This window comes from Acetoanaerobium noterae (assembly GCF_900168025.1).
Taxonomy (GTDB): Bacteria; Bacillota; Clostridia; order Peptostreptococcales; family Filifactoraceae; genus Acetoanaerobium; species Acetoanaerobium noterae.
Map to the genome: position 1 here is coordinate 88,763 of NZ_FUYN01000006.1, position 22,260 is coordinate 111,022.

Consider the following 22,260-nt stretch of genomic DNA (forward strand, 5'->3'; position numbering starts at 1 on the left):
TAAATGGAATTACGATTTATAAACGGTATTTCCACCTACAATAGTTTCAACTACCTTTATATCTTTAATTTCCGTTTTATCTATGGTAAATATATCCCTGTCTAGTATCACCATATCAGCTACAAATCCTGGTTTCAGTCTGCCTTTAAAGTCTTCCTGGCCTTCTAGGTAAGCACTTTTTATGGTGTAGGCATCTATAGCATCACTAACAGACATGCATTCCTCTTTGAAATATCCTCCTTTTGGAGTAAAATCAAAACGCATTCTGTTAACTGCCACATAGATATTTTCAAATGGATTGCAGTCTTCTACTGGGGCATCAGTGCTTAAGCTCACAGGTGCTCCCATCTGATATAAGCTGTTAAAAGCATATGAGGTTTTTTCTAGCTCATCTCCTACTCTATCGTTAATTATAGCTATATCCGATAGTAGAAATATAGGCTGATACATTACAGTAAGTCCAAGCTCAGCTATTTTTTCAAGCTGAGCCTTTGTAGTTATTTGGTTGTGTACTATTCCATGTCTTAAGATGTTATTTTTGTCATCTATGAGCTTTTCATATACATCTATGACGCTTTGAATTGCTTTGTCTCCTATAGCATGAATAAGTACTCTGATGTTGTTTTCATGAGCTAGCTTGCAAAGTTCATAAAGCTTATCATCGTCTAGTGCATCTACTCCAGTTTCATGGGGAGCATCATTATATCCCGTGCTCATAAGCGCAGTTCGTGCTCCTAGCGAGCCATCTTTAAAAAGCTTAAGTGCTCCTTTAGAATACATTTTTTCATCATAAACTCCATATAAATGCTCACTTCTTAAGTAAGCTTTAAAATCCTCTATATCTTGAAAGTTAAATTGATGAGAATATCTAAGTTTTAGCTTATTCTCCTTAACTATATTATCAATCGCATTAAATACTTTCTCAAAATCCTTTGACATTACGTCGCATGACTGTACTGAAGTAAGACCAACGCTTACTGCATAATCCATTGCCCTTATGAAATCTCTTGAAATATCCTCAGCAGATTTAGAAGGAATTACAGACTGAATTAATTTAACTGCCCCTTCATTAAAAATTCCGTTTGGCTTACCATCAGCTCCTAGCTGAATTTCTCCACCCTTTATTTTTGTAGTTTCATCTATATTTAAAATTTCTAAAGCCTTTGTGTTTCCTACACTAACATGAATGCATACCCTATCAAAAACTATGGGAATATCAGTAGATATTCTATCTAAATCATGCCTATTTATAAACCTTCTTTCCCCTTCTTGAAAAGAATTCTGATTCCAGCCCTTGCCAATAAGCACTTTTGTATCTGGATGCTCAGCTAAAAATTTTTTCCCAAGTCCAACTACTTCATCAATAGATTTTGCTGATGTAAGATTACAGATATTCATATAATCTCCCATCATGGTAAGATGAAGGTGGCTATCGTTAAGCCCAGGTAGCATAGTCTTTCCAAGTAAGTCAACCACCTCATCTGCTTCATACTTCATAAGCTCTTCATTTGTACCTAGTGCTACTATTATTCCATTAGAAATAAGCATTGATTCTTCAAAATGCTCTTTATCTACATAAATTTTCCCATTAATATATAGTTTCTTCATGAGTAGAGATCTCCCTTAAAATCTTAAATTAAAAATCCTGCCAAAAGAGTAAATACTACTATAAGTGGAGCAGGAACTTTTTTGGTAAATAATAATAAAACAGTTATAAGCATAATTATAACATTGTCAAAAGCAAATCCACTCTTTTGCATTAAAATAACTGCAGCTACTGAAATTAAACCTCCTGCAACAGCTGTTATTCCTTTTAGCGACATTTTTATTCCTTTTATCTGCTTTAGATTCTCCCATATAGGATAAATGAAATATATAAGAAGTAGTCCAGGAAGAAATATACCTATACCTCCTGCAGCGGCTCCTAAAATTTGATAAAGAGTGCTTTGCCCTCTAGCTGCCATACCTCCTGCATAAGCACTAAAGCTAAACATAGGCCCCGGAAGTCCTTGAACTAGACCAAACCCCGTTAAAAACTCTTGATTTGTCATATACTGATTTACTTCAACTAGCTCACTATACATTAGAGGAACTACCACTTGACCACCTCCAATAACTAGGTATCCATATCTGTAAAAGCTTTCAAATAAATGAACTAGCTTGCTGTCCGTAGTAAGCGTAAGAACTATTCCTCCTACTGCAAAAATCGCAAATGCTATCAGATATTTCCAAGGTGGAGCAAGCTTCACATGATTCCAAAGATTTTTTTCATTTGAGGTAACAATGCTAACCCCTCCTCCTATAAGAAGCACTAGAGGATAAATCCATGGAGCTCTTATAAAATAAGTCGTAATCGCACCAAACAAAAGAAGCATCAGTGTAATTCTATCCTTTACTACCTTACGCCCTATGCGATAAGCCGCAACTATAATAAATCCTACCGCCATTGGCCCTATATATCTAAGTCCATCCTGAGATAGATGAAATGTACCAAGTAATTGACTCAAAAAAGAAAGAATAGTCATAATAACTAGCACAGGCAGTGACCACACCAGCATAGTAAGAAACGCCAGCATAGGCCCTCCAACCTTGTGCCCTATGGCTACAAGAGTCTGAGTGCTACTAGGTCCTGGAAGAATTCCAGTAAGAGCTATAAGTTCAACTAGCTCTTCCTCAGTTAAATATTTCTTCTTAATTACCATCTGGTCTGTAAAAACTCCGTAATGAGCTTCCGGCCCTCCATATGCTCCGAGTGAGCAAATAAAAACATCCTTTAAAAAACTGCTCCACTTTACATTTTTATGTGAATTAACATTTTCGTGAACTTTCTTCATAACATCACCATCCTTAAAAATTATATTGTTATTCGATATCGAATTTCGTAATTATGATTTAATTATACAATATCAAATAAAAAACCGCAATGAAATATAAGTTATATATCTCCTGCGGTTGAAAATTAAAACTCTGAATCATGATGTTTAAAGAATTCATAATAGGTTCTCACATTTTCAAGACTAGTCCAAGGCTTTACACTTACAGGGCTTTCATCCAGGTCATAAATTTTTGCACCTTTAATGGCTAGCAAGAACGGAGAGTGCGTAGAAATAATAAATTGACACCCAAAAAATCTAGCCGAGTCTTCAATAAAGCTCATTAGCTCAATTTGTCTTTTAGGTGAAAGGCTGTTTTCTGGCTCGTCTAAAATATACAGGCCATTTTCAGTTATTTTTTCTATGAAATATCTATAAGCGCTCTCTCCGTTTGAGTATAGCCTTACATTTGACATAAGATTTTTTCTTATAAATTTAGACATCGTTTTACTTCTTGCACTATTTACTTTTTTGAGTTCTTCATAATCTTCTAGGGATTTCATCTTAAAACCAGAATATTTTGCATCGAGATAATCTCCAAAAAGATTTTCTCGTTTATTGTCTATTCCCTCATTTAGATTTCTAAGATTGAGAATATAGTCAAAAACATCATCACTGGTTATTATCCTTTTTATACCTGCTACTTTTACTTCATCTATATCACACATATCCACATAATCTTTAAAAAAATTGCTTTTATTAAAAATTGTATCCCTAGATGCCCCTATTTTCTCTGCGATCACATTTAGGGCTGTAGATTTTCCTGAGCCATTGCCTCCATATAAAATAGTAACTGGCTCAAAATCAATTTCAGTAAAATCATTTTTGGATAATATTTTAAAGGGATAAAAGGTGTCAAAACAAGTTCTTTTCTCATCTAAAATAAAGTTGTACTCTCTGTCTTCACTTGGAAAACTAAAATTTCTTAAGTATATCATACTAATTTACTTCCTTGTCGCTCCTATAAATACATTAAATAGCGCCTGCATTTTCTCATCCTTGTGAGACAAGATTTCTGGATGAAACTGCACCCCTACACACCACTGCTCAGAGTTTCTTTCTATAGCTTCTACTATTCCGTCTTTAGATTCTGCTGTTATTCTAAAACCCTCTGCTAAACCTTTTACTGACTGATGATGGAATGAGTTTACAACTGCATGGTTTCCAAGCACACTTTCAAGAACGCTGTTTGGCTCTATTTTTATCGTGTGAGTAGCTACATCTGGATTATGTACTTGCATATGCTTTATATGAAAAGTTTTGCAGTATGAGTTATCTTGATATAGGGTGCCTCCATGATATGTATTTAAAATCTGCATTCCTCTACATATAGCTAGTATAGGCTTATCTAGCTCAGTAGTATATTTTATTAGCTCATAATCTAGAAAATCTCTCTTTGGAAGAATCTCTGTAACTTTGACATCAGGCTCTTCACCATAGATAAGAGGATTTACATCATGACCTCCTGTCAATATTAAGCCATCAATCAGCTTTGCATATTCGTTTATTTGTTCGCTCGAGTCTATAATTGGAAGAACTATAGGAACAGCACCTGCTCTTAGCACTGCCTGAACATAATCATCCATAACGTATGATTTTTCATAGCCTTCAAACATATCATTATTATCCTTCATCATTGTCCCTGATATTCCTATAATAGGGAGTTTCATAATTATACCCCTTTCTAAAGTCATAGTTAACTTAAATCTATTATATCAAAATATTCTGAATTTCAGAAAACCTTTTCCTAAATTTAACTTTTTTACATATCTAACAATGGATCATTTTCCTCCCTCATTCCTAAATCTTATTAATTAAATTATATATATAAAATCGTACAATAGTCTATCTTATTATTGAATTTCCTTGATGACACTATTAGTGTCATCCCATATTCTTGCGATTGTTACCATATGTTTCTTGTTTTTTTCTCATATTTTCTTCATACTAAATTTGTTGCTTGATTCAAGTTAAAAATTTTATTTACGAGGAGGATATAATTAATGACATTAGAGCTTGCAGAAATTTTAAAAGTTATTTTTTTAGGGATAGTAGAGGGTATAACTGAGTGGTTACCCATCAGTAGCACTGGACATATGCTTATCGTAGACGAATTTTTACAACTAAACGCCAGCGATTCATTCAAGGAAATGTTCTTTGTAATTATTCAGCTAGGAGCTATTTTAGCTGTACTTACTAGTTTTTGGAAAAAGATGTTTCCTTTCCAATTTAAAGATAAATCTCAGCCTGTCATTAAAAAAGAAATATTTTCACTTTGGTTTAAAGTGGTAGTTGCTTGTATCCCTGGAGCAGTTATTACGCTTCTTTTTGATGATTATATAGAAGCAAATTTTCATACACCAATTGTTATAGCTACAACCTTGATTATTTATGGCATTGGGTTTATTATAGTAGAAAATTGGAATAAAATGCGCATTCCTAGTATCACTAATCTAAATGAAATCACTTACAAAACCGCTTGGCTTATAGGACTATTTCAAGTTCTATCTATAATACCTGGTACATCTCGATCAGGTGCTACTATTATCGGAGCACTTATCATTGGTGTATCTAGAGTAGCTGCAGCAGAATTTACTTTTTTTCTAGCTGTACCAGTAATGTTTGGGCTTAGTACACTCAAAATCTTAAAATTCGGTTTTGTTTTCACAGCTTCAGAACTTTTTATTCTAGTTTTAGGAATGGCTGTAGCCTTTATAGTATCTGTGGCAGTTATCAAATTCCTTATGAGCTTTATCAAAAAGCATGATTTTAAAGCTTTTGGCTGGTATAGAATCGTATTAGGGATTGCAGTTATTCTAATAACAACAATTATATAAGGAGATGTTGTAAGTGAAAACTATCGGATTAATTGGAGGAATGAGCTGGGAATCTTCTTTGGAATACTACAGAATAGTAAATGAGACTGTAAAAGAAAAGCTGGGCGGATTACACTCTTGCAAATGCTTGATGTATTCAGTAGATTTTGGTGTAATCCAAGCTCTTCAGCATCAAAATAAATGGGATGAGTTAACTAAGCTCATGATAGAAGCCGCACAAAACTTAAAACACGGAGGAGCAGATTTTATCGTAATCTGTACGAACACCATGCATAAGATGGCTCCAGAAATAGAGCACGCTACAGGGCTAAATGTCTTACATATTGCCGACGTGACGGGAGCTGCTATTTCTAAAGATCAAATTCAAAAAGTAGGTCTACTTGGTACTAGATTTACTATGGAAGGCGATTTTTATAAAAAAAGGCTAAAAGATAATTATGACATTGAAGTAATAATCCCTGAAGATGCAGACAGACAAATCATTCACGATATAATCTACAACGAATTATGTCTTGGATTAATAAAAGATGATTCTAGGCAAAAATATATAGATATTATAAATAAGCTTTGTGCTAATGGAGCAGAGGGAATCATTCTAGGATGTACTGAAATTCCTCTCCTAATAAAACAATCCGATGTTCTCATCCCAGTCTATGACACTACAAAAATTCATGCTGAATCAGCAGTAGATTTTGCTCTATAAAACTATTGCTTTTTGATATCACATGATATATAATCAAAATATACTTAGATACAAAGTGTAACTAAGTATATTTTTTAAACTTACTTAAGTACAAATTGTTATTAAGTGAGAAGGAGGACGAGATGGAGTTTAAAGATTATAAAAAACTAAGTCTGGCAAATGACATCGTTATTTTGACAGCGACTGATAAACCTGAAGATGACAAAAGAAAAGTACCCGAAAAAACCTTGCAAATTTTATTAATAAAGAGATATGAAGAACCATATAATGGATTTTGGTCACTTCCTGGAGGCTTTGTAGACTATGATAAAAACCTCGATTATTGCGCTAGAGAAAAGCTCTATGCAAAGACTGGAATCAAAAACTTATATATGGAACAGCTATATACCTATGGAGATACAAATAGAGATGAACGAGGAAGAGTAGTCAGCGTAGCTTACCTTGCTCTTGTAAAAAAAAGCGATATCACTATACAAATCTCTCAAAAAACAGACAGCTCATCTGCTTCTTGGTTTTCCATTGAACCTATAAGAAAAGCCGATGAGATAGTAGATGTAAACTTAATCTCTGAAGATGGTCACTTAATAGTTAAAGACCTTGCCTTTGACCATAAGCAGATGGTTATAGATGCTCTAAACAGACTTCAAAACAAAATAGAATACACTGACCTAGCTTTTAACTTAGTTCCTGAATTTTTCACTGTAAAAGAGCTTCAAATGGTTTATGAATGTATCCTTGGAAGAGCTATACAAGCTTTCAGGCGAAAAATAAGTGACAAAATCAAGCCTGCTGACAAGATGAAAGATGATGGCTCAGCCTATAGACCAGCTCAGCTCTACAGATTTGATAACAAACATTCTAAATTTTAAGGGAGGCAAAATATTATGAAAAAAATACTTTTAGTGGTTGATTTTCAAAAAGATTTTGTGGATGGAACATTAGGATTTGAAAAAGCAGTAGCTCTAGACATAAAAATAGCCCAGCGACTTAAAAAAGCTAAAGAAAACAATGAAACAATTCTATTTACTATGGATACTCATCAGCCTAATTATCTTGAAACCCAAGAAGGGAAAAATCTACCAGTAGAGCACTGCATAGAAGAAAGCGAAGGCTGGAAGCTATATGGAGAAACAGGTAAGGTAATTGAAAATCCATACTATATCAAAAAACCTACCTTTGGAGGATTGGGATTAATCGAAGTTCTTTGTCCTTACTCTGATGAAGAAACAGAAATAGAAATCTGCGGTGTGGTTACAAATATGTGCGTAATTTCAAATGCAGTAATCTGCAAAGCTGTGCTTCCAGAAGCTCTTATAACTATAAATTCACAGCTATGCGCATCCTTTGACGATAATCTTCACGATGAAGCTATCCACGTTATGGAGTCTATGCAAATGAAAATAATATAATTAGAGGTGCCCTATGCTAAAAATCAATGGGGAAATATTTGGAGATGAGGAATTTCGAAATAAAGAAGCAGTCTATAAAAAGCCTAAATTAAACACTGATATTAACACCATCACCTTGCTTTTTGAAAGTAATAAGGATATAGCTAATCTAGCAATGGCTCATAGCTACCTAAATATTCATGCTCCAGAGCAAAAAAACCTTTTGCTTATGCCCTATCTTCCATATAGCCGAATGGATAGAGAAATAAATGACCAAATATTTAGTTTGAGATACTTTGCAGATATTCTAAATAATATGAGCTTTGAAAAAATTCTCCTAGCTGATCCCCATTCCAAAGTTAGCTCAGATTTAATCAACAACCTAGAAGAATTAAATATTGAAGACATAATATTAGACGAGATACTTCCTAAAATTGACATAGATTTTATCATGTTTCCTGATAAAGGTGCCAAAGAAAAATATACAAAAAAATATCTAAAGCTCTGTAAAAAACATAAGGTGGTATATGGTCAAAAAAAGAGAGACCTGTCAAACAGAGGCAAGATTAAGGAATATAGTATTATAGCTGAGGATATAGATTTAAAAGATAAATCAGTCCTTATAATAGATGACCTTTGTAGCTTTGGCAGTACCTTTAAGCATGCCAGCTCAGCTCTTAAATCTAAAGAAGTAGATAAAATCTACCTATTTGTAACTCATGCTGAAAATACTATTTTTCAAGGTGAGCTACTTGATTCTTCAGATATAGAAAAAGTTTTTACTACAAACAGTATCCTTAGAAGCCAAAGCCATCCTAAGCTTTTGGTTATTGATATATTTTAGAACTTGGAGGTTTTGTTATGAGAAAACATCAAATGACCTTGATAAGCGATTTTTATAAACAAGCACATGCTGAGCAGTATCCAAAGGGAATGAATTTTATAGCCTCTTACTTTACCCCAAGAATGTCTAGATTAAGCGAGGAAAATAGCCTTATAGTATTTGGAATACAAGGATTTATAAAGGACTATTTAATTGAAAGATTCAATGATACTTTTTTTAATGTGCCTCTAGATACTATACTCAAGGAATACGAAAGAGTTATAAAGCACACCCTAAGCCATAGTTACTGTGAACCTACTAAGATTGCAGAGCTTCACTCGCTTGGATATCTTCCTATAGAAATCAAAGCTTTAAAAGAAGGAACTAAATGCCCAATTAAAGTTCCATGTATTGAAATAACTAGTACAAAGCCAGGCTTCGAATGGGTAGTGCAGTTTATAGAAAGCATAATGAGCTGTCAGCTATGGTATCCTATGACAATTGCCAATCAAGCCTATAAATATAGACAAATTGTAAATGAGTACTTTGAAAAAACAGCTGATGATACTGCTCCTAGATATGCAGCAATATCTGAATTTGGCTTTAGAGGTGCTCAGGGACAGGAAGGTGCAGTACTCGCAAGCTCAGCTTTCCTTACTTCTTTTGCCAAGACTGCTACTATTCCTGCCATCCTTTATCTCGAGGACTACTACAATGGAGCTCTCGAAAATGCTAGTTTAGGAGCAGGTATGATATCCACAGAGCATAGCGTTATGTGTAGTAATTTTGCAATTGATAACGATGAGACTACCTTTGTAAAGCGACTACTTAGTGAAATATATCCAACTGAAAACGTATCAATGGTCTCAGATAGCTATGATTACTGGAACATGATAGAAAATATTTTGAGCCGCGAATATATAAAAACCCTCATCCAAACTAGAAATGGTGCTCTATTTGTAAGAGGAGACAGCGGAAATCCCGTTGATATAATTTGTGGTACTGATAATAGCTCAGAGCTTAATAGATCTTCTGCTATGAAAGGAACGGTAGAGGCTCTATGGGATGAATTTGGAGGATATATAAACTCAAAAGGCTACAAGGTTCTAAGTAATACAATAAGAGTAATCTATGGTGACAGCATCACCCCTGAAAGAGCTGAGCTCATCTATAAAGGACTTATGGACAAAGGCTTTGCTGCCAATAATGTGGCTCTTGGGGCTGGAAGTTTTTCCATGCAGTGTGCAGAAGAAAATGGACAAATCAAGCCTTTTACTAGAGACACCTATGGAATAGCAATAAAAGCAACCTATGTGGAAGTAAATGGTAACCCAATAGAAGTATTTAAAAATCCTATAACCGACACAGGAAACTTCAAAAAATCTCAAAAAGGTATGTGCTATGTCCACTATGATGAAAATGGGGATATATCCGTAACAGATGGCTACACTAGAGCTACTCTGCCAAATGAAGGTAATTTATTGCAGAGCGTGTTCAAAAATGGTAAAGTCTACAATGAAATCTCAATATATGATGTTAGAAATACCTTGCATGAAAATAGATTTTAAAAATTCACTTGAAGGGATGAACATAATGAACTATGAATTTGATGCTGTTAAGGTGAGAGACGAAATAATAAAATGGTTAAAAGACTACAAAGAATCAACTGGCTTAACTAAAGTAGTACTAGGCATATCAGGAGGTAAAGATAGCAGCGTGGTTGCAGCTCTTTGCGCTAGAGCTTACGGTAGAGAAAATGTCTATGGAATTCTAATGCCAAATGGAGATCAGATAGATATAGTTGATAGCCATAAGGTATGTGAAGCTTTAGGTATAAACTCAAGAGTAATAAATATAAAACCAGTATATGACGCTGAGCTAGCTGTACTTGAATCAACTGGGGACGAGATATCAGTAGATGCAAAGATAAATATAGCTCCTCGTATCCGTATGATGACTCTTTACGCATGGGGACAATCCCACCACTGCCGAGTATGTGGCACAGGAAACCTCAGCGAACTAACACTAGGATATTTTACTAAATATGGGGACGGTGGAGTAGATTTTAACCCAATAGCAAACCTTACAAGTGTAGAAGTAGTGGCAATAGGCGATACCTTAGAAGAACTCCCATATGACCTAGTTCACAAAACTCCAACCGATGGACTTTCTGGAAAATCCGATGAGGAAAGACTTGGATTAAAATATGACGATGTTCATAAATATATAAGAAATCTTGAGCTTGAGAATCAAGAAACTGTAGAAAAAATTAAAAAGCTAGAAAAGGCAGCTCTTCATAAGAGAACTCCTATCCCTACTTTTGATTATAATAAACAAGAAAAGTGGTGCTCTAATGAAAAATAAAATATTTCAAACTTATTATATTTTTTCTAGTAATTATTTCATTACTTATTGTGTTATTAAATAAAGAAAGTTAACTTTATAACAAATCGCATTACAAAATTATTGGGATTCATAGCTAAGAAAATAGTGTTTCCGCTAATTCCAAATGCTAACTCCTCTAATGAATTACTCTTATATTTAATATAATAGGATAGTAGAGAGACTATACTACTAGGATTACAGGATTTGAATAAATATATGAATTGAGTATACTTGGTTAATATATTATGGTGCTCTTGCAGTTCATAGGCTAAGCAAATATTAGTAATGAAAACCCATAGTTATTTATCAAAACAATAATGCAAAATAAGTTTATCAATAGAGAGGGATTTCAATTTAGAAGTTCCTCTTGGATGGACTATTTATAGTGATTAATATCTAGTAAATAAAAAATATAAGAAACAATATTTTTTTAAAAAAGCTTAAAAACTTGTATATTATTCGTTTAAAAAACTCAGTATTTGGTTCATAACTTCATTTGATTTTACTAAAGTATGTTGTGATGTCTCTAAAAGGATTCTAAATTTAGTAAGATTCATCATTTCTTCTGACACATCAGCATCTCCAATTCTTGATTCCGCAGCAACAATATTCTCTTTATAAATTGAAACACTATTATTCAAATGCTCTAATGCATTTTGATATGCTCCAAACCTAGACCTTCTTGATGAGACTAATTCAATTACTTTATCCAAAGTTGAAATTGCAATTTGTGCATCTTCGATTGTCTCGACAGATAAATCTGAAATTCCCAATTTATGAGTCCTTGCATCAAATAACTCTATCTTAAAATTTTGTTTGAAATTCGGACCTACTTGAAGATATATAGTTTGCATTTTATCATGTTGGATTATAGTACTAGATTCTCCTATATGAGTTCCTATTACACTGCTTAGATTTGCTCCCCAGTCTAATGAGCTCAAATCTATTAATTTTCCTCCTGTACTTTGTACAACACTCTTTAAATCTGTAAAAGAATCATTAAAAATTCCATGAAGCTGTATCCCTTCATCTTGTAATAAAGTTTTAGCAACATCTATATTCGCATTATCATCCCCGACTTCATTCGTAATAAGAATAATATGCTTATTATTTTTACCTGGTGTATTCTCATTAAAATCGTAATGATTCACAACTTCTCCTATTGCTTGCATATTATTTTCGTATGAACCGTTGTTTGTAATGGAAATTTCATTTAAAACCTGAGCTACAGCTAGTGGGTCACTAGTCCATTTTTCTCCAGAAAATTCATGTTTTGTATAAGTATTGTCATAATAAGAAAGTACACCTATCCGTAATTCAGTAATACCCTTACTAAGCATACTTTGTGTAAAAGAAACTATATTGTTTGCAACTTGAGTTTGAATAGGTCCCATACTTCCTGTATTATCAACAATAAAAATAATATCTGCTGTTCCTATAACCGGAATATTTTCTGTAGGTGGGCTCAATACTTTTATTCCATTAAACTCTGTGTTATTTGCTATATCATCTATTCCATCTTTTAATTCATTGATTTCTTTTTGTATATGCTTTCTATCCTCTAGAGTCAAAGTTCCATTAGATGCCTGAACAGCTAATTCTCTAATCCGTTGCAAACTTGGATTTTCTATTTCAGAAAGTCCCCCCTCAGCTGTTTGTAACAATCCTATACCATCTCGTATGTTTCTTTCAACCAAATATAAACCTCTAATTTGAGTTTTCATTTTTTGAGATATTGATAACCCAGCTGAATCATCTGCCGCACTATTTATTTTTAAACCAGATGACAACCTATTCATTGTTTTTGAATAATAATTATTATTTATTTTCATTTTATTATGAGCATTAATAGCATTTAAATTATGATTAATTTTCAATATATCCACCATCCATAAGATTTTAGTAGGAGCTTATATCTTTATTATGGTTATATTGTATCATAAAATCATTGAATAATAGCTAAAATAGCAGTTATTCTTATATAATCTTTTAATGTTCATTCTTTGTTGCAGGATATATTTACTGATATGAAGAAATGACAAATACAAAGAGTTTTTAATTATATGATAAAATTTGTTTACAATTCTCCAAGTTTTTTTATTGTATTCTTTACTCCATAATTGCAATCATTCACAATGATATTTGTAATAATTACTCACGTCAAATGAATATGAGTAATTTATTTAATATTTTACTCATTTATATGGAATGCCGTTTATTATACCTATAATAAACCAAAGTTTATCATTAATTTAGCTTTTATGAACTTGCATTTTACTCCCATTTAAAAAATCTAATAGCTACAGCCACTGAAATAACTGCTATACCTGTCATTATGATAACTGGAGCTACTATAACATTGCTATCAATACCTAGGCCTAAAGATGAGGCTTTTAGCAATTTAATTCCCTGTGTAAGAGGAAGTATATCTACTGTTTTTTGAAGTGCATTAGGCATCACTTCATACGGAAGTGTCGCTCCTGAAAAAATGAGCATAGGAAAATATAATATGCTCGCTATTATTCCTGCCATTTTCGTATTTGGCGCCATTCCTCCTACCATCATTCCTATACTAAACATAGACACCATCACTAAAATATATGCTCCTAGAAAAGTCCCTATATCTCCACGAAATTGATATCCAAAGAAGAGTTTTGCAACAAAATATAAAAGAAATAAAGATGAAACTGAATACAAAAAATATATAGTTACTTGAACTATTAAAATCATAGCTGGACTAACAGGAGTTACCTTATATCTTTTTAGTATGTTTTTCCCTCTATAATCTGATATAACCAGCGGCAATCCCATGACTCCCCCTGCACAAATAGAAATCGTAGCTAGTGCTCCAAATGACTGCTCTAAAAAAGAATACCCTGCCCCTTCAAAGGCCGGCTTATTCCCATAAATAACTCCAAGAATAATAAGCACCACCAGAGGACCACAGATAGCAAATATAAACATATCCATCCCTCTAAGAGACAGCTTTAGCTCTGTTTTTAGCATTGTACTAAAGGTTTTCATTAGCTTCTTCCTCCTCATCTGTATACCAAAGATAAGCATCCTCAAATTTATCGCAGGGACTACTATTTACAGCTTCTAGCACTGTCCCTTCAAACACAATCCTTCCTTTTTTTAAAATGCAAATTCTATCACACAAGGCTTCCACCTCATCCATAAAATGTGAAGTGAGTAATATAGTTAAACCTTTTTCCTTTAGTCTCATAAGAGTCTTCCAAACATCTCTGCGAGCCTTTGCATCAAGGCCTGTTGTCAGCTCGTCTAAAAAAACTACTTCCGGATTGGGAATAAGAGCAAGCACTATAAATAAACGCTGTCTTTGCCCTCCAGATAAATCCTTTACAAGGCTTTTTTGCTTATCACCAATGCCAAACTCCATAAGTAGCTCAATATAATTTAAAGGATTCTGATATAAAGACGCTGTAACTTCACATAGCTCAGATACTTTAATTTGTTCTTGATAATTCATTTCTTGAAACTGAACCCCAACCTTTTCAAACAAGCTCTTGCGATCTGCTTTTGGATTAAGTTCCAAAATAGAAACCTGTCCACTATCTGGATTTTTTGTGCCTAAAATGCATTCAATAGTGGTGCTTTTTCCTGCTCCATTTGCTCCTAGCAATCCAAAAACCATTCCTCTACTTACTGATAAGCTCACATTATCTACTGCAATAAAATTGCCATAGGATTTTGTAAGTTGCTCTACTTTGATTACTTCCTTCATATTAGTACCTCCTTATTCTCTACAAAAAGAATACCACCAAGAAAAACCTTGGTGGTAAAGTGGAGAGTTTCTAAAAATCAAAACTCATAATTTGAGGCTTTCATATTTTGAAGCATATCAATCATCTTACTAGCATTATTTTCTGCATGTGACAAAGAAGTAATAAGATTATCACATACTGTTATAATATCTTCAGTCTCTTTTGGAGTATCAAGTACCTCCTTGATATCTATATCAGGATTTTTAGATAACTGACCTATCATACGAAGAATTGAAGCTAAGGAATAGTTTGCACATCTAAGAGATCGAATTATTTTCAAATATCTTATATCTTTATCAGTATACACCCTATATCCATTTTGTTTACGCTTTATCGTCAATAACCCATTCATTTCCCAGTTTCTAAGAGTATCCATAGAAATACCTAGATAATTAGAAACCTCTTTTCGTTTAAAAACACTCGTATTTTCATCCGCTTTGTCCGATAAAATCTGCTTTACTATCTCAATAGCTTCTTCAGCGTTTCTTCGCTCTATACTGACAAGCTCCAAATATTCATTTGTAATGCTAAGTGCCCTATCAAAATCTCCCTTGGCAGATATCTTTAGCATCTGAATTATTTTCTGCCTGAGTCCATTTTGCAAGACTTCGATTTGAAAAGCGAGGCGAGCAAGCTTAAATTGATCAATATGAAAATCCGTAAATACACGGTAACCATTTGGCTGTCTTTTTACAACTGGAATAAGCTCTAGCTCTTCATATAGCCTCACTGTATTTGAATGTATGCCTATTATTCTTGCGACTTCCCCAGTCTTATAAACCTTCATCATCCTCACCTCCATGAACTAAATATAACATAAAGCAAAAGTATGGTGATATAGTGGAGGGTCTAACTTTATCCATTTAATATATATCTACGTTGCTGCGCTAGATGCTGCAGCTTCATCTGATTTTACACAATCTATAGCTACTACAACTGCAATTACTATGGTTTCCATAGCCTCATCAAAGATTTGAACCTTATAGGTGTCACCCCAAGTAAACCACTCTTTATTAACCTGACCTACAAGCTGACCTTGCTTATATACTTCAAAATCCATATCCCACCAATTTCCTTGCACTTCTATGCCTTCTGCATCTATTGTGTATCTCGCTTTAAAAAATGAGAGCTCTTTAGTGATAGTAAGTATCTCTTTTCCTTGAACCTCTACAAAGAATTTAGGTAAAAAACTAAAAACCTTTTTAGTAATAAGAGCAACCTCGTCTCTATTTTCATTCATTATAGAAAATGTTTTAGGAATTTGAAAAAAGCTTCCCTCTACATAATAAACATCGTTTTGATGCTCATCCGTTACTGTGAATTTTTCTCCTATGCTAAATACCTTTTGTTTGATATATAGTTCCTTCATCGTCATCCTCCTAGTAACATTTTTAGAGTCTATCTGGAAAATTATATATAGCGTCTTTCCACTGCTCTTTTGGCAAATGAATTATTTCATATCTAATTATTTTATTCTTTTCCATAATTATCCCCTAATTTTCAAATTTTCCCTAATCCGTTCTCAAACTAAATTTAACATAATGATTTCCAAAAATAGTTAATTTTTTATGTCAAAATCCTAATTTAACATCATCATAACCTGTTTATAGCTCCTTGTATATCGAATAGTTATAAATGTTTAGGCTAATGAATTTTTAAATTATGCAATTTAAAGTTGCTTTATTTAGCTAAAAAGAAACATACAGTTTATGGAATATTTTTTATTTTTGATGTAATCTGTTCTTAGCAAATGATTGAAATATTGAGGGGGATAATTATGAGTTTTGGACAAAATATTCAATTTTTAAGAAAAATGAGAAATAAAATGACGCAAGAAGAATTGGCAGAAAAACTTGGAGTGAGCAGACAAACAGTATCAAAATGGGAGCTAGATGTCATGTACCCTGAGATGGATAAGGTTATAGAGATATGCAAATTATTTTCTTGCAGTATGGATGAATTAATACGAAATGATATGAATGTAAGTGACGAAGCTTATTCAGACATAAGAATGGAATATGTTGAACCTTTTAGATATATTAGATATGCAGTCGTTAGTACAGAACCTGAAGATGATGCACTTGATCATGTAAAAAAATGGGCAAAAATGCTAAAAATTCAAAATCCAGAAATTATTGGCTGGGACTTCCCAGTATTATCACAAGAACAAATAAATGTGTTTAATATGCATGGTTACGTTGCCGCACTCATACTACCCGATAATGTTACAGAAACTGCTGATTTTATGGATATAGTAAATCAAGATAAGCAAAAATACATAGTCATAACTATCAAAGACCCAATGATAGCACCATTTAGATTGATTCCAAATGCATACAAGGTTCTCATGACTCATATGCATATAAATAGGATTCCTCATAAAGAAGATAAAAAAATCATTTCCTGCTTTGAAAAAGAATATTTTGTAAATGGAACCTCATACATGGACGTGTATATTGCAGTTGATGAAATAGAGTCATAATATGCGTTTAAATTAATTACATACTCCTAATTTATTTTGGCTATCGCAAAGCTAGTATTTGTAATGGAGGCTTAGCATGCAATCAATTATATGGTTATTTCCCTATTTTATTCCATTTTGATAAAGTTAAGCCTTTTTCGTTTGGATTATGTGTAATTGCCTTCACTATAATGATTATTAATTTAATTCTGCTCTTGTTTAGATTTCTTCTGTTTTCCTAAGAATCTTGTCCATAGCCTTACCTTTTGCTAGCTCATCTATTAGCTTATCTAGATATCTTATCTCTCTCATTATGGGCTCTTTAATATCTTCTACTCTCACTCCACATACGACTCCTTTGATAAGCTTTCTTGACGGATTCATTTCAGGAGCTTCTATAAAAAATGTTTCAAAATCAACTCCCTTTTCTAGCTGCAGTTCTAGCTTTTCTTTGCTATAACCTGTAAGCCAAAATATGATTTCATTGACCTCTTCCTTTGTTCTTGCTTTTCTCTCTGCTTTTTCCACATACAGAGGATATACTTTTGATATGCTCATAGCATTGATATTATTTTTACTCATAAAAAACGCTCCTTTATCAAATAGTTTTTAGCCACAAGTCAATCTCTGCTAGTGCTTCTTTTTCATTGCTTAGCTTGATTTCTCCAGCTAACTTTCCATCTTTTATATAGATAACCTTTTTAGCCATTGATGCCATTTTTGCATCATGAGTGACTAGCATAATGCTTATACCTTCTTGATTGAGCTTTTTTAATATTTCCATTACTTGACTTGCTGCCTCTGAGTTTAAGGCTCCTGTAGGCTCATCCATAAACAAAATCTCAGGACTATTTATCATGGCTCTGCAAATAGCTGCTCTTTGAAGCTGTCCACCAGAAACCTCTCTTATGTCCCTGTCCTTTATATCCTCTATTCCCATTTTGCTCATTAGCTCTGTGGCTCTTGCTCGTACTACCTCAATAGATTCTCTTTTAGCAACCATGCCTGGCAAAATTATATTATCAAAAATAGAGAGATTCTTTAGCATCTGAGAATTTTGGAATACAAAACCCATTTTATTAAGACGAAATTTTGATAGCTCTGATTCGCTAAGCTTATAAACATCTATACCCTCAAATATGACTTCTCCTTCATCAGGATTATCCATGGAGCTAATGCTATAAAGAAGAGTAGACTTACCTGAGCCTGATGGTCCCATAACAGCAGTAAAATCTCCTTTATTAATCTCTAAACTCACATTGTTAAGAACTATAGCATCTTTATATGACTTGCTTATATTTTTAACCTTTATCATTTGATTTCTCCTATTCTATTATTTGATTTCTAATATGGTACTTACTTACGCCCCTACTTATAACTGTCACTATAATTAAAACCGCTAAAATTTGAATCACTGGACAAAATAAATATGCCTTTATAGGGTTAATTAGAAATTTTATCTTTGATGCTCCAAAACCAGACAGCATAAGTCCAAATATAGCTTCACCAAAATTATTTGCAAGTATGGTTCCTACTCCTATTCCAAATATCTGAATAGCCAAGATTCTAATTCCTAGCTGGATTCTTAAGTCATCATTAGAAAAACCTATGGCTTTTTTTATAGCTATAGCACTCTGCTCTTTTGCCATTATTAATTTCAATATCATAGCTGTAATTAGCACGCTTAGAAACAGTGATATGATGACAGTCGCTACTTCAACTATACCCATAGTATCTGATATCCCTCCTAGTGTCTGAGCTATAAACTCTCTAACTGGAGTGACTTTGCTATCACTTAAAATCCCTCTTAGCTCACTTGCCTTTTTTTCTATATCTATTTCTTCTTTTAGATTTACATATACAATATAAGCATCTAAATCCTTTTCATTAAATTCAAGTTTTACCTTTGCTGTTTTTCCACCATAGGTAATGTCTTGATATATCCCACTAACTATAAACTCTACTTCTTTATTCATATAATTTAATGTCAGATTCTCACCTATATTTTTATTTATCTCCTTTGCATTAAGATATGACAAGGCTATTTCGTTATCATTAGCTGGAGCTTTCCCTTCTAGATAATCAAGGGGAAATTTAGCCTGATTGCCACTTTCTATTCGGATATTATCCCATTTGCCATCATTATTTAAAACCTGTGCACTTCCATACTGATATATAGCATATTTTTCAATATCAGCATCGTTATTTAGATGAGCTTCTAGTAGTTCTCTTTTTGCTTCTAAATCGCCTGTGTACTGGATATCAATTCTTAAATCACTTTCTCCCACACCCATATAGCTCATAAAGGAAGGATGATTTATTGTATTTTTCATATTCATAGGAAGTAGTATCAAAAATGATGAGAAAATAAAAACTAAAAATACAACTATATATTGCCTATACTTACATTTTAGCTCTCCAAAAGCTATGCTAATGTTAGGATATTTAAATCCATTAGCTGGCAGCTTATAATGTCCTTCTCTTTTTACATCATCTTCACCTTTTAGCATCTGTAGCACTGTTTTTCTAAGGTTTCTACTGATTATGACTGTACAGCCTGTTGTTACTATTACTAACTGAATCAGGATCCCTATGACTGGAATTCCCCATTTAATAAGCTCTATATTTCCTTTTGCACTTCCATAATACAAAATTACAGATTCTGAAAGATAATCTCCTAATAAAGTTCCGCCTAAGTAGCCTATGATTCCGGCAACTATAGCGATTATTACATATTTTAGCTGATATAGTTTTTTGATTTCTTTTTTAGTAAATCCAATAGCTCTCATCTCTCCTATGATACTACTTTGCTCAGCTAGAGTCGCCCTAATGATATATGAAAGACATAAAAAAGCTATTCCTATTAGAAGCATACTTATTGCCATTATGATTATAATAATGATTCCATGAGAAAAAGTATTGAGCATAGTAATTAAACTGCCTGAAATTCCAACTCCATTTGATGGGAGCTTTTCCCCTATATAATCCGTTTCTAAAGAAGCTATAGAGCCTTCCTCTAGCAAAAATTCAAAGCAATACTCCCATTCACCTAGATTATTACTTAGCTCTGAAAGATCAGCTTCATTTATTAACAATCTTTTAGATGATGTAAGCGCTGAGTTCATTTGAGCATCACGAATTATCGTAGATACTTTAAAATCTTTTGCGTAGCTTCCTTTCTCTACTCTGATACTGTCTCCTAGCTTTATCCCTAGCTCATGAGCATAATATATAGGGATACCTATTTCTCCTTTATCTATAATCGCAATTTCATTATTCATATCAAGCAAATAATCAAAGCTTTCATTTTGAGCTACAAAGCTATTATCCATAAGGCTATTTTCAAAGGATTTTCCATTATGATATAGCTCTGAGTTTTTAATATTAAGCATTTTTGTAACTTGAAAAGCCTCAATATAATCATGATTTTTTACAAAATCCTCAATTGCCTTCTCGTCATAATCTCCCTTATGCATCTGAATATAATCAGGTATCTGAGCCACAGTACTAAGAGCATTGATAGAGGTTATGCTAGTCACACCTATTCTCAGTCCTCCAGTTAGAAGTACTGCAGATAACATTAAAAAAGCAAATAATATACTCGATATAATCCTGTTTTTTCTAATATCATTTACAACCAAGTTAAATAACAGCTTCATGATAGCTCTCCCTTTCTAAAGCTCTTACATTGTTTAATCTACCTACTGATAACCCAAGCATCGCAAGTCCTACCCCCACAATTATAATCAAAAGTGCGATTCCTCTTCCTTCTCCTATTCCAATCACTCTGCCTAACGCCATAGCAAAAGCAGAATTTCCCTTCATAAATGGTTCAAATATAAAATCAGAAAGAATGCCAGATAAAGCAAAAGCTACAATATATCCTAGCTGAGAAATCATGCCTGTAAATCCGAAGACTCTTCCCTGTAGCTTATTTGGTATATTTTTTCTTATCAGAACCTCTGCTCCTATTTGAACCGCTGGCATAAAAGCAAACATCATAAACCCAAATCCCGCTATTAAAACCATATTCGCTCTTACTCCTACAAGAAAATAAAATATTCCACATCCAACTAATCCAACTGAAAGTAAGTTCACATGGGATTTAATTTCCTTCATCCAGCCTACAGCTATACTTCCTGCTATCATTCCAAATGCTATTACAGTAGTTATAATCCCTAGCTCTATTTCACTTGCAAAAGAAAGAACAAGTGGCTTACTCAGTATCTGAATAAATCCAAGACAAAATGTCGATATCGTCATAACTAAAATAAGTTCTTTGACTCCCTTTTTATCTCCTATAGCTTTGATGCCTAGTTTAAACTCACTTCTTAGATTTAATTTTGTATCTTTTGTATCTGATGAAACTTTATTTGTCATGCCTCTTTTCACAAATACAATCATAATAGCAGTTGTAAAAAAAGTCATAATATCTATTCCTATAAGAACGCTGACATTAACTATACGAAGCAATAAGCCTGCAACCATAGGAGAAATTATAAGCTTTGAACTATTGGCAAGCTGCATCATTCCACTTGCTTTTGAATACTTTTCTTCTGGCAATAAATCAGTAACAGTTGCTTTAAATGCTGGTTCAGTAAGTGCTGTAAATATAGAGCTAATACCTATTCCAATAAGTATCCAAACTAAATCAGCTTTTTTCATTACTGCAAGTATACATATGCTTAACCCTACTGCAGATAGCAACTCTCCTAAAATCATCATCCATCTTCTATCATATCTGTCAGCCAGTACTCCTCCCACTGGAGCTAGTAAAATAGATGGCAAAAAAGCACATATACTAAATATCCCTGTAGTCGTCACAGAGCCTGTAATCTTAAGAATATAAATAGCTAAACCAAAAGCAGTCATTCCACTTCCTATGCTAGAGATAGTTTGTCCTAAAATTAGTAATTTGAATTTTTTATATCCTGAATCAAAGTTATTATTAATAGGTTTACATTCATACATAATTTTCCACTCTTTCTCGACCATCGGTCGATTG

General features: G+C 33.3%; 21 protein-coding genes. 8 read left to right on the forward strand and 13 right to left on the reverse strand.

Translation table 11 applies throughout. The annotated features are described in order from the left end of the window. Positions 1 to 9: 9 nt before the first annotated feature. The 4 genes from B5X47_RS11150 to B5X47_RS11165 form a co-directional block, all read right to left on the reverse strand. A complete protein-coding gene (locus tag B5X47_RS11150) occupies positions 10 to 1,608 on the reverse strand; it encodes an amidohydrolase (RefSeq protein ID WP_079590225.1) in 1,599 nt (532 codons plus the stop codon). A gap of 23 nt (positions 1,609 to 1,631) precedes the next feature. Then, positions 1,632 to 2,834 carry a chromate efflux transporter gene (gene chrA / locus B5X47_RS11155; RefSeq protein ID WP_079590226.1) on the reverse strand — a complete coding sequence of 401 codons (1,203 nt, stop codon included), beginning with the start codon at positions 2,832 to 2,834 and terminating at the stop codon, positions 1,632 to 1,634. Positions 2,835 to 2,959: 125 nt separating this feature from the next. Beyond that, on the reverse strand, positions 2,960 to 3,811 hold the full coding sequence (locus B5X47_RS11160) for an AAA family ATPase (RefSeq protein ID WP_079590227.1): 852 nt from the start codon (positions 3,809 to 3,811) through the stop codon (positions 2,960 to 2,962). 6 nt (positions 3,812 to 3,817) lie between these two features. Beyond that, positions 3,818 to 4,543, reverse strand: a complete 726-nt coding sequence (locus tag B5X47_RS11165; protein ID WP_079590228.1) for a gamma-glutamyl-gamma-aminobutyrate hydrolase family protein — start codon at positions 4,541 to 4,543, stop codon at positions 3,818 to 3,820. A 333-nt stretch (positions 4,544 to 4,876) separates the two neighbouring features. Between B5X47_RS11165 and B5X47_RS11170 the strand changes: the two genes are divergently transcribed. From B5X47_RS11170 to nadE, 7 genes are all read left to right on the forward strand, one after another. Further along, complete coding sequence (locus tag B5X47_RS11170) at positions 4,877 to 5,710, forward strand: undecaprenyl-diphosphate phosphatase (protein WP_079590229.1); 834 nt, start codon at positions 4,877 to 4,879, stop codon at positions 5,708 to 5,710. Positions 5,711 to 5,723: 13 nt separating this feature from the next. Then, positions 5,724 to 6,413, forward strand: a complete 690-nt coding sequence (locus B5X47_RS11175; RefSeq protein WP_079590230.1) for an aspartate/glutamate racemase family protein — start codon at positions 5,724 to 5,726, stop codon at positions 6,411 to 6,413. Between the two features lie 122 nt (positions 6,414 to 6,535). Then, positions 6,536 to 7,282 carry an NUDIX hydrolase gene (locus B5X47_RS11180; protein ID WP_079590231.1) on the forward strand — a complete coding sequence of 249 codons (747 nt, stop codon included), beginning with the start codon at positions 6,536 to 6,538 and terminating at the stop codon, positions 7,280 to 7,282. Between the two features lie 15 nt (positions 7,283 to 7,297). After that, positions 7,298 to 7,822 carry a cysteine hydrolase family protein gene (locus B5X47_RS11185; RefSeq protein ID WP_079590232.1) on the forward strand — a complete coding sequence of 175 codons (525 nt, stop codon included), beginning with the start codon at positions 7,298 to 7,300 and terminating at the stop codon, positions 7,820 to 7,822. Positions 7,823 to 7,835: 13 nt separating this feature from the next. After that, positions 7,836 to 8,645, forward strand: a complete 810-nt coding sequence (locus tag B5X47_RS11190) for a hypothetical protein (protein WP_079590233.1) — start codon at positions 7,836 to 7,838, stop codon at positions 8,643 to 8,645. 17 nt (positions 8,646 to 8,662) lie between these two features. Continuing rightward, positions 8,663 to 10,192 (forward strand): nicotinate phosphoribosyltransferase, encoded by a 1,530-nt coding sequence (locus B5X47_RS11195; RefSeq protein ID WP_079590234.1) that lies wholly within the window; start codon positions 8,663 to 8,665, stop codon positions 10,190 to 10,192. Then, on the forward strand, positions 10,176 to 10,988 hold the full coding sequence (gene nadE, locus B5X47_RS11200) for an NAD(+) synthase (protein WP_242951045.1): 813 nt from the start codon (positions 10,176 to 10,178) through the stop codon (positions 10,986 to 10,988). Before B5X47_RS11195 ends, nadE begins: the two co-directional genes overlap by 17 nt. 476 nt (positions 10,989 to 11,464) lie before the next feature. Here nadE and B5X47_RS11205 read toward each other — a convergent pair whose 3' ends face one another. The 5 genes from B5X47_RS11205 to B5X47_RS11225 form a co-directional block, all read right to left on the reverse strand. Continuing rightward, positions 11,465 to 12,895 carry a flagellin N-terminal helical domain-containing protein gene (locus tag B5X47_RS11205; protein WP_207651484.1) on the reverse strand — a complete coding sequence of 477 codons (1,431 nt, stop codon included), beginning with the start codon at positions 12,893 to 12,895 and terminating at the stop codon, positions 11,465 to 11,467. Between the two features lie 388 nt (positions 12,896 to 13,283). Then, the gene (locus tag B5X47_RS11210; protein ID WP_079590236.1) at positions 13,284 to 14,033 is read right to left on the reverse strand and encodes an ABC transporter permease; all 750 of its coding nucleotides are present in this window, start codon (positions 14,031 to 14,033) and stop codon (positions 13,284 to 13,286) included. Continuing rightward, a complete protein-coding gene (locus B5X47_RS11215) occupies positions 14,020 to 14,754 on the reverse strand; it encodes an ABC transporter ATP-binding protein (RefSeq protein WP_079590237.1) in 735 nt (244 codons plus the stop codon). The genes B5X47_RS11210 and B5X47_RS11215 overlap by 14 nt, the downstream gene beginning before the upstream one ends. Positions 14,755 to 14,831: 77 nt before the next feature. Next, positions 14,832 to 15,581, reverse strand: coding sequence for a MerR family transcriptional regulator (locus B5X47_RS11220; RefSeq protein ID WP_079590238.1), 750 nt, complete (start codon positions 15,579 to 15,581; stop codon positions 14,832 to 14,834). 87 nt (positions 15,582 to 15,668) lie between these two features. Further along, positions 15,669 to 16,163 (reverse strand): LURP-one-related/scramblase family protein, encoded by a 495-nt coding sequence (locus B5X47_RS11225; RefSeq protein ID WP_079590239.1) that lies wholly within the window; start codon positions 16,161 to 16,163, stop codon positions 15,669 to 15,671. 408 nt (positions 16,164 to 16,571) lie between these two features. Here B5X47_RS11225 and B5X47_RS11230 point away from each other — a divergent pair, with 408 nt between their 5' ends. After that, positions 16,572 to 17,276 (forward strand): helix-turn-helix domain-containing protein, encoded by a 705-nt coding sequence (locus B5X47_RS11230; protein WP_079590240.1) that lies wholly within the window; start codon positions 16,572 to 16,574, stop codon positions 17,274 to 17,276. 198 nt (positions 17,277 to 17,474) lie between these two features. Here B5X47_RS11230 and B5X47_RS11235 read toward each other — a convergent pair whose 3' ends face one another. Genes B5X47_RS11235 through B5X47_RS11250 form a run of 4 tightly spaced genes read right to left on the reverse strand, consistent with a single transcriptional unit; the run spans position 17,475 to position 22,226 of the window. After that, entirely contained in the window at positions 17,475 to 17,837 is a 363-nt protein-coding gene (locus tag B5X47_RS11235; RefSeq protein WP_079590241.1) for a DUF2200 domain-containing protein, read from the reverse strand. A 16-nt stretch (positions 17,838 to 17,853) separates the two neighbouring features. Continuing rightward, on the reverse strand, positions 17,854 to 18,570 hold the full coding sequence (locus B5X47_RS11240; protein ID WP_079590242.1) for an ABC transporter ATP-binding protein: 717 nt from the start codon (positions 18,568 to 18,570) through the stop codon (positions 17,854 to 17,856). 10 nt (positions 18,571 to 18,580) lie between these two features. Then, positions 18,581 to 20,914 (reverse strand): ABC transporter permease, encoded by a 2,334-nt coding sequence (locus B5X47_RS11245; protein WP_242951046.1) that lies wholly within the window; start codon positions 20,912 to 20,914, stop codon positions 18,581 to 18,583. Beyond that, positions 20,898 to 22,226 carry an MFS transporter gene (locus tag B5X47_RS11250; protein ID WP_079590243.1) on the reverse strand — a complete coding sequence of 443 codons (1,329 nt, stop codon included), beginning with the start codon at positions 22,224 to 22,226 and terminating at the stop codon, positions 20,898 to 20,900. The genes B5X47_RS11245 and B5X47_RS11250 overlap by 17 nt, the downstream gene beginning before the upstream one ends. Positions 22,227 to 22,260 lie beyond the last annotated feature (34 nt).

Excerpts from the sequence above, each read along its gene's own strand:
- B5X47_RS11150 (WP_079590225.1), bottom strand. The coding sequence starts at position 1,608 with ATGAAGAAACTATATATTAATGGGAAAATTTATGTAGATAAAGAGCAT.
- chrA (WP_079590226.1), bottom strand. The coding sequence starts at position 2,834 with ATGAAGAAAGTTCACGAAAATGTTAATTCACATAAAAATGTAAAGTGG.
- B5X47_RS11160 (WP_079590227.1), bottom strand. The coding sequence starts at position 3,811 with ATGATATACTTAAGAAATTTTAGTTTTCCAAGTGAAGACAGAGAGTAC.
- B5X47_RS11165 (WP_079590228.1), bottom strand. The coding sequence starts at position 4,543 with ATGAAACTCCCTATTATAGGAATATCAGGGACAATGATGAAGGATAAT.
- B5X47_RS11170 (WP_079590229.1), top strand. The coding sequence starts at position 4,877 with ATGACATTAGAGCTTGCAGAAATTTTAAAAGTTATTTTTTTAGGGATA.
- B5X47_RS11180 (WP_079590231.1), top strand. The coding sequence starts at position 6,536 with ATGGAGTTTAAAGATTATAAAAAACTAAGTCTGGCAAATGACATCGTT.
- B5X47_RS11185 (WP_079590232.1), top strand. The coding sequence starts at position 7,298 with ATGAAAAAAATACTTTTAGTGGTTGATTTTCAAAAAGATTTTGTGGAT.
- B5X47_RS11190 (WP_079590233.1), top strand. The coding sequence starts at position 7,836 with ATGCTAAAAATCAATGGGGAAATATTTGGAGATGAGGAATTTCGAAAT.
- B5X47_RS11195 (WP_079590234.1), top strand. The coding sequence starts at position 8,663 with ATGAGAAAACATCAAATGACCTTGATAAGCGATTTTTATAAACAAGCA.
- nadE (WP_242951045.1), top strand. The coding sequence starts at position 10,176 with ATGAAAATAGATTTTAAAAATTCACTTGAAGGGATGAACATAATGAAC.
- B5X47_RS11210 (WP_079590236.1), bottom strand. The coding sequence starts at position 14,033 with ATGAAAACCTTTAGTACAATGCTAAAAACAGAGCTAAAGCTGTCTCTT.
- B5X47_RS11215 (WP_079590237.1), bottom strand. The coding sequence starts at position 14,754 with ATGAAGGAAGTAATCAAAGTAGAGCAACTTACAAAATCCTATGGCAAT.
- B5X47_RS11220 (WP_079590238.1), bottom strand. The coding sequence starts at position 15,581 with ATGAAGGTTTATAAGACTGGGGAAGTCGCAAGAATAATAGGCATACAT.
- B5X47_RS11225 (WP_079590239.1), bottom strand. The coding sequence starts at position 16,163 with ATGAAGGAACTATATATCAAACAAAAGGTATTTAGCATAGGAGAAAAA.
- B5X47_RS11230 (WP_079590240.1), top strand. The coding sequence starts at position 16,572 with ATGAGTTTTGGACAAAATATTCAATTTTTAAGAAAAATGAGAAATAAA.
- B5X47_RS11235 (WP_079590241.1), bottom strand. The coding sequence starts at position 17,837 with ATGAGTAAAAATAATATCAATGCTATGAGCATATCAAAAGTATATCCT.
- B5X47_RS11240 (WP_079590242.1), bottom strand. The coding sequence starts at position 18,570 with ATGATAAAGGTTAAAAATATAAGCAAGTCATATAAAGATGCTATAGTT.
- B5X47_RS11245 (WP_242951046.1), bottom strand. The coding sequence starts at position 20,914 with ATGAAGCTGTTATTTAACTTGGTTGTAAATGATATTAGAAAAAACAGG.
- B5X47_RS11250 (WP_079590243.1), bottom strand. The coding sequence starts at position 22,226 with ATGTATGAATGTAAACCTATTAATAATAACTTTGATTCAGGATATAAA.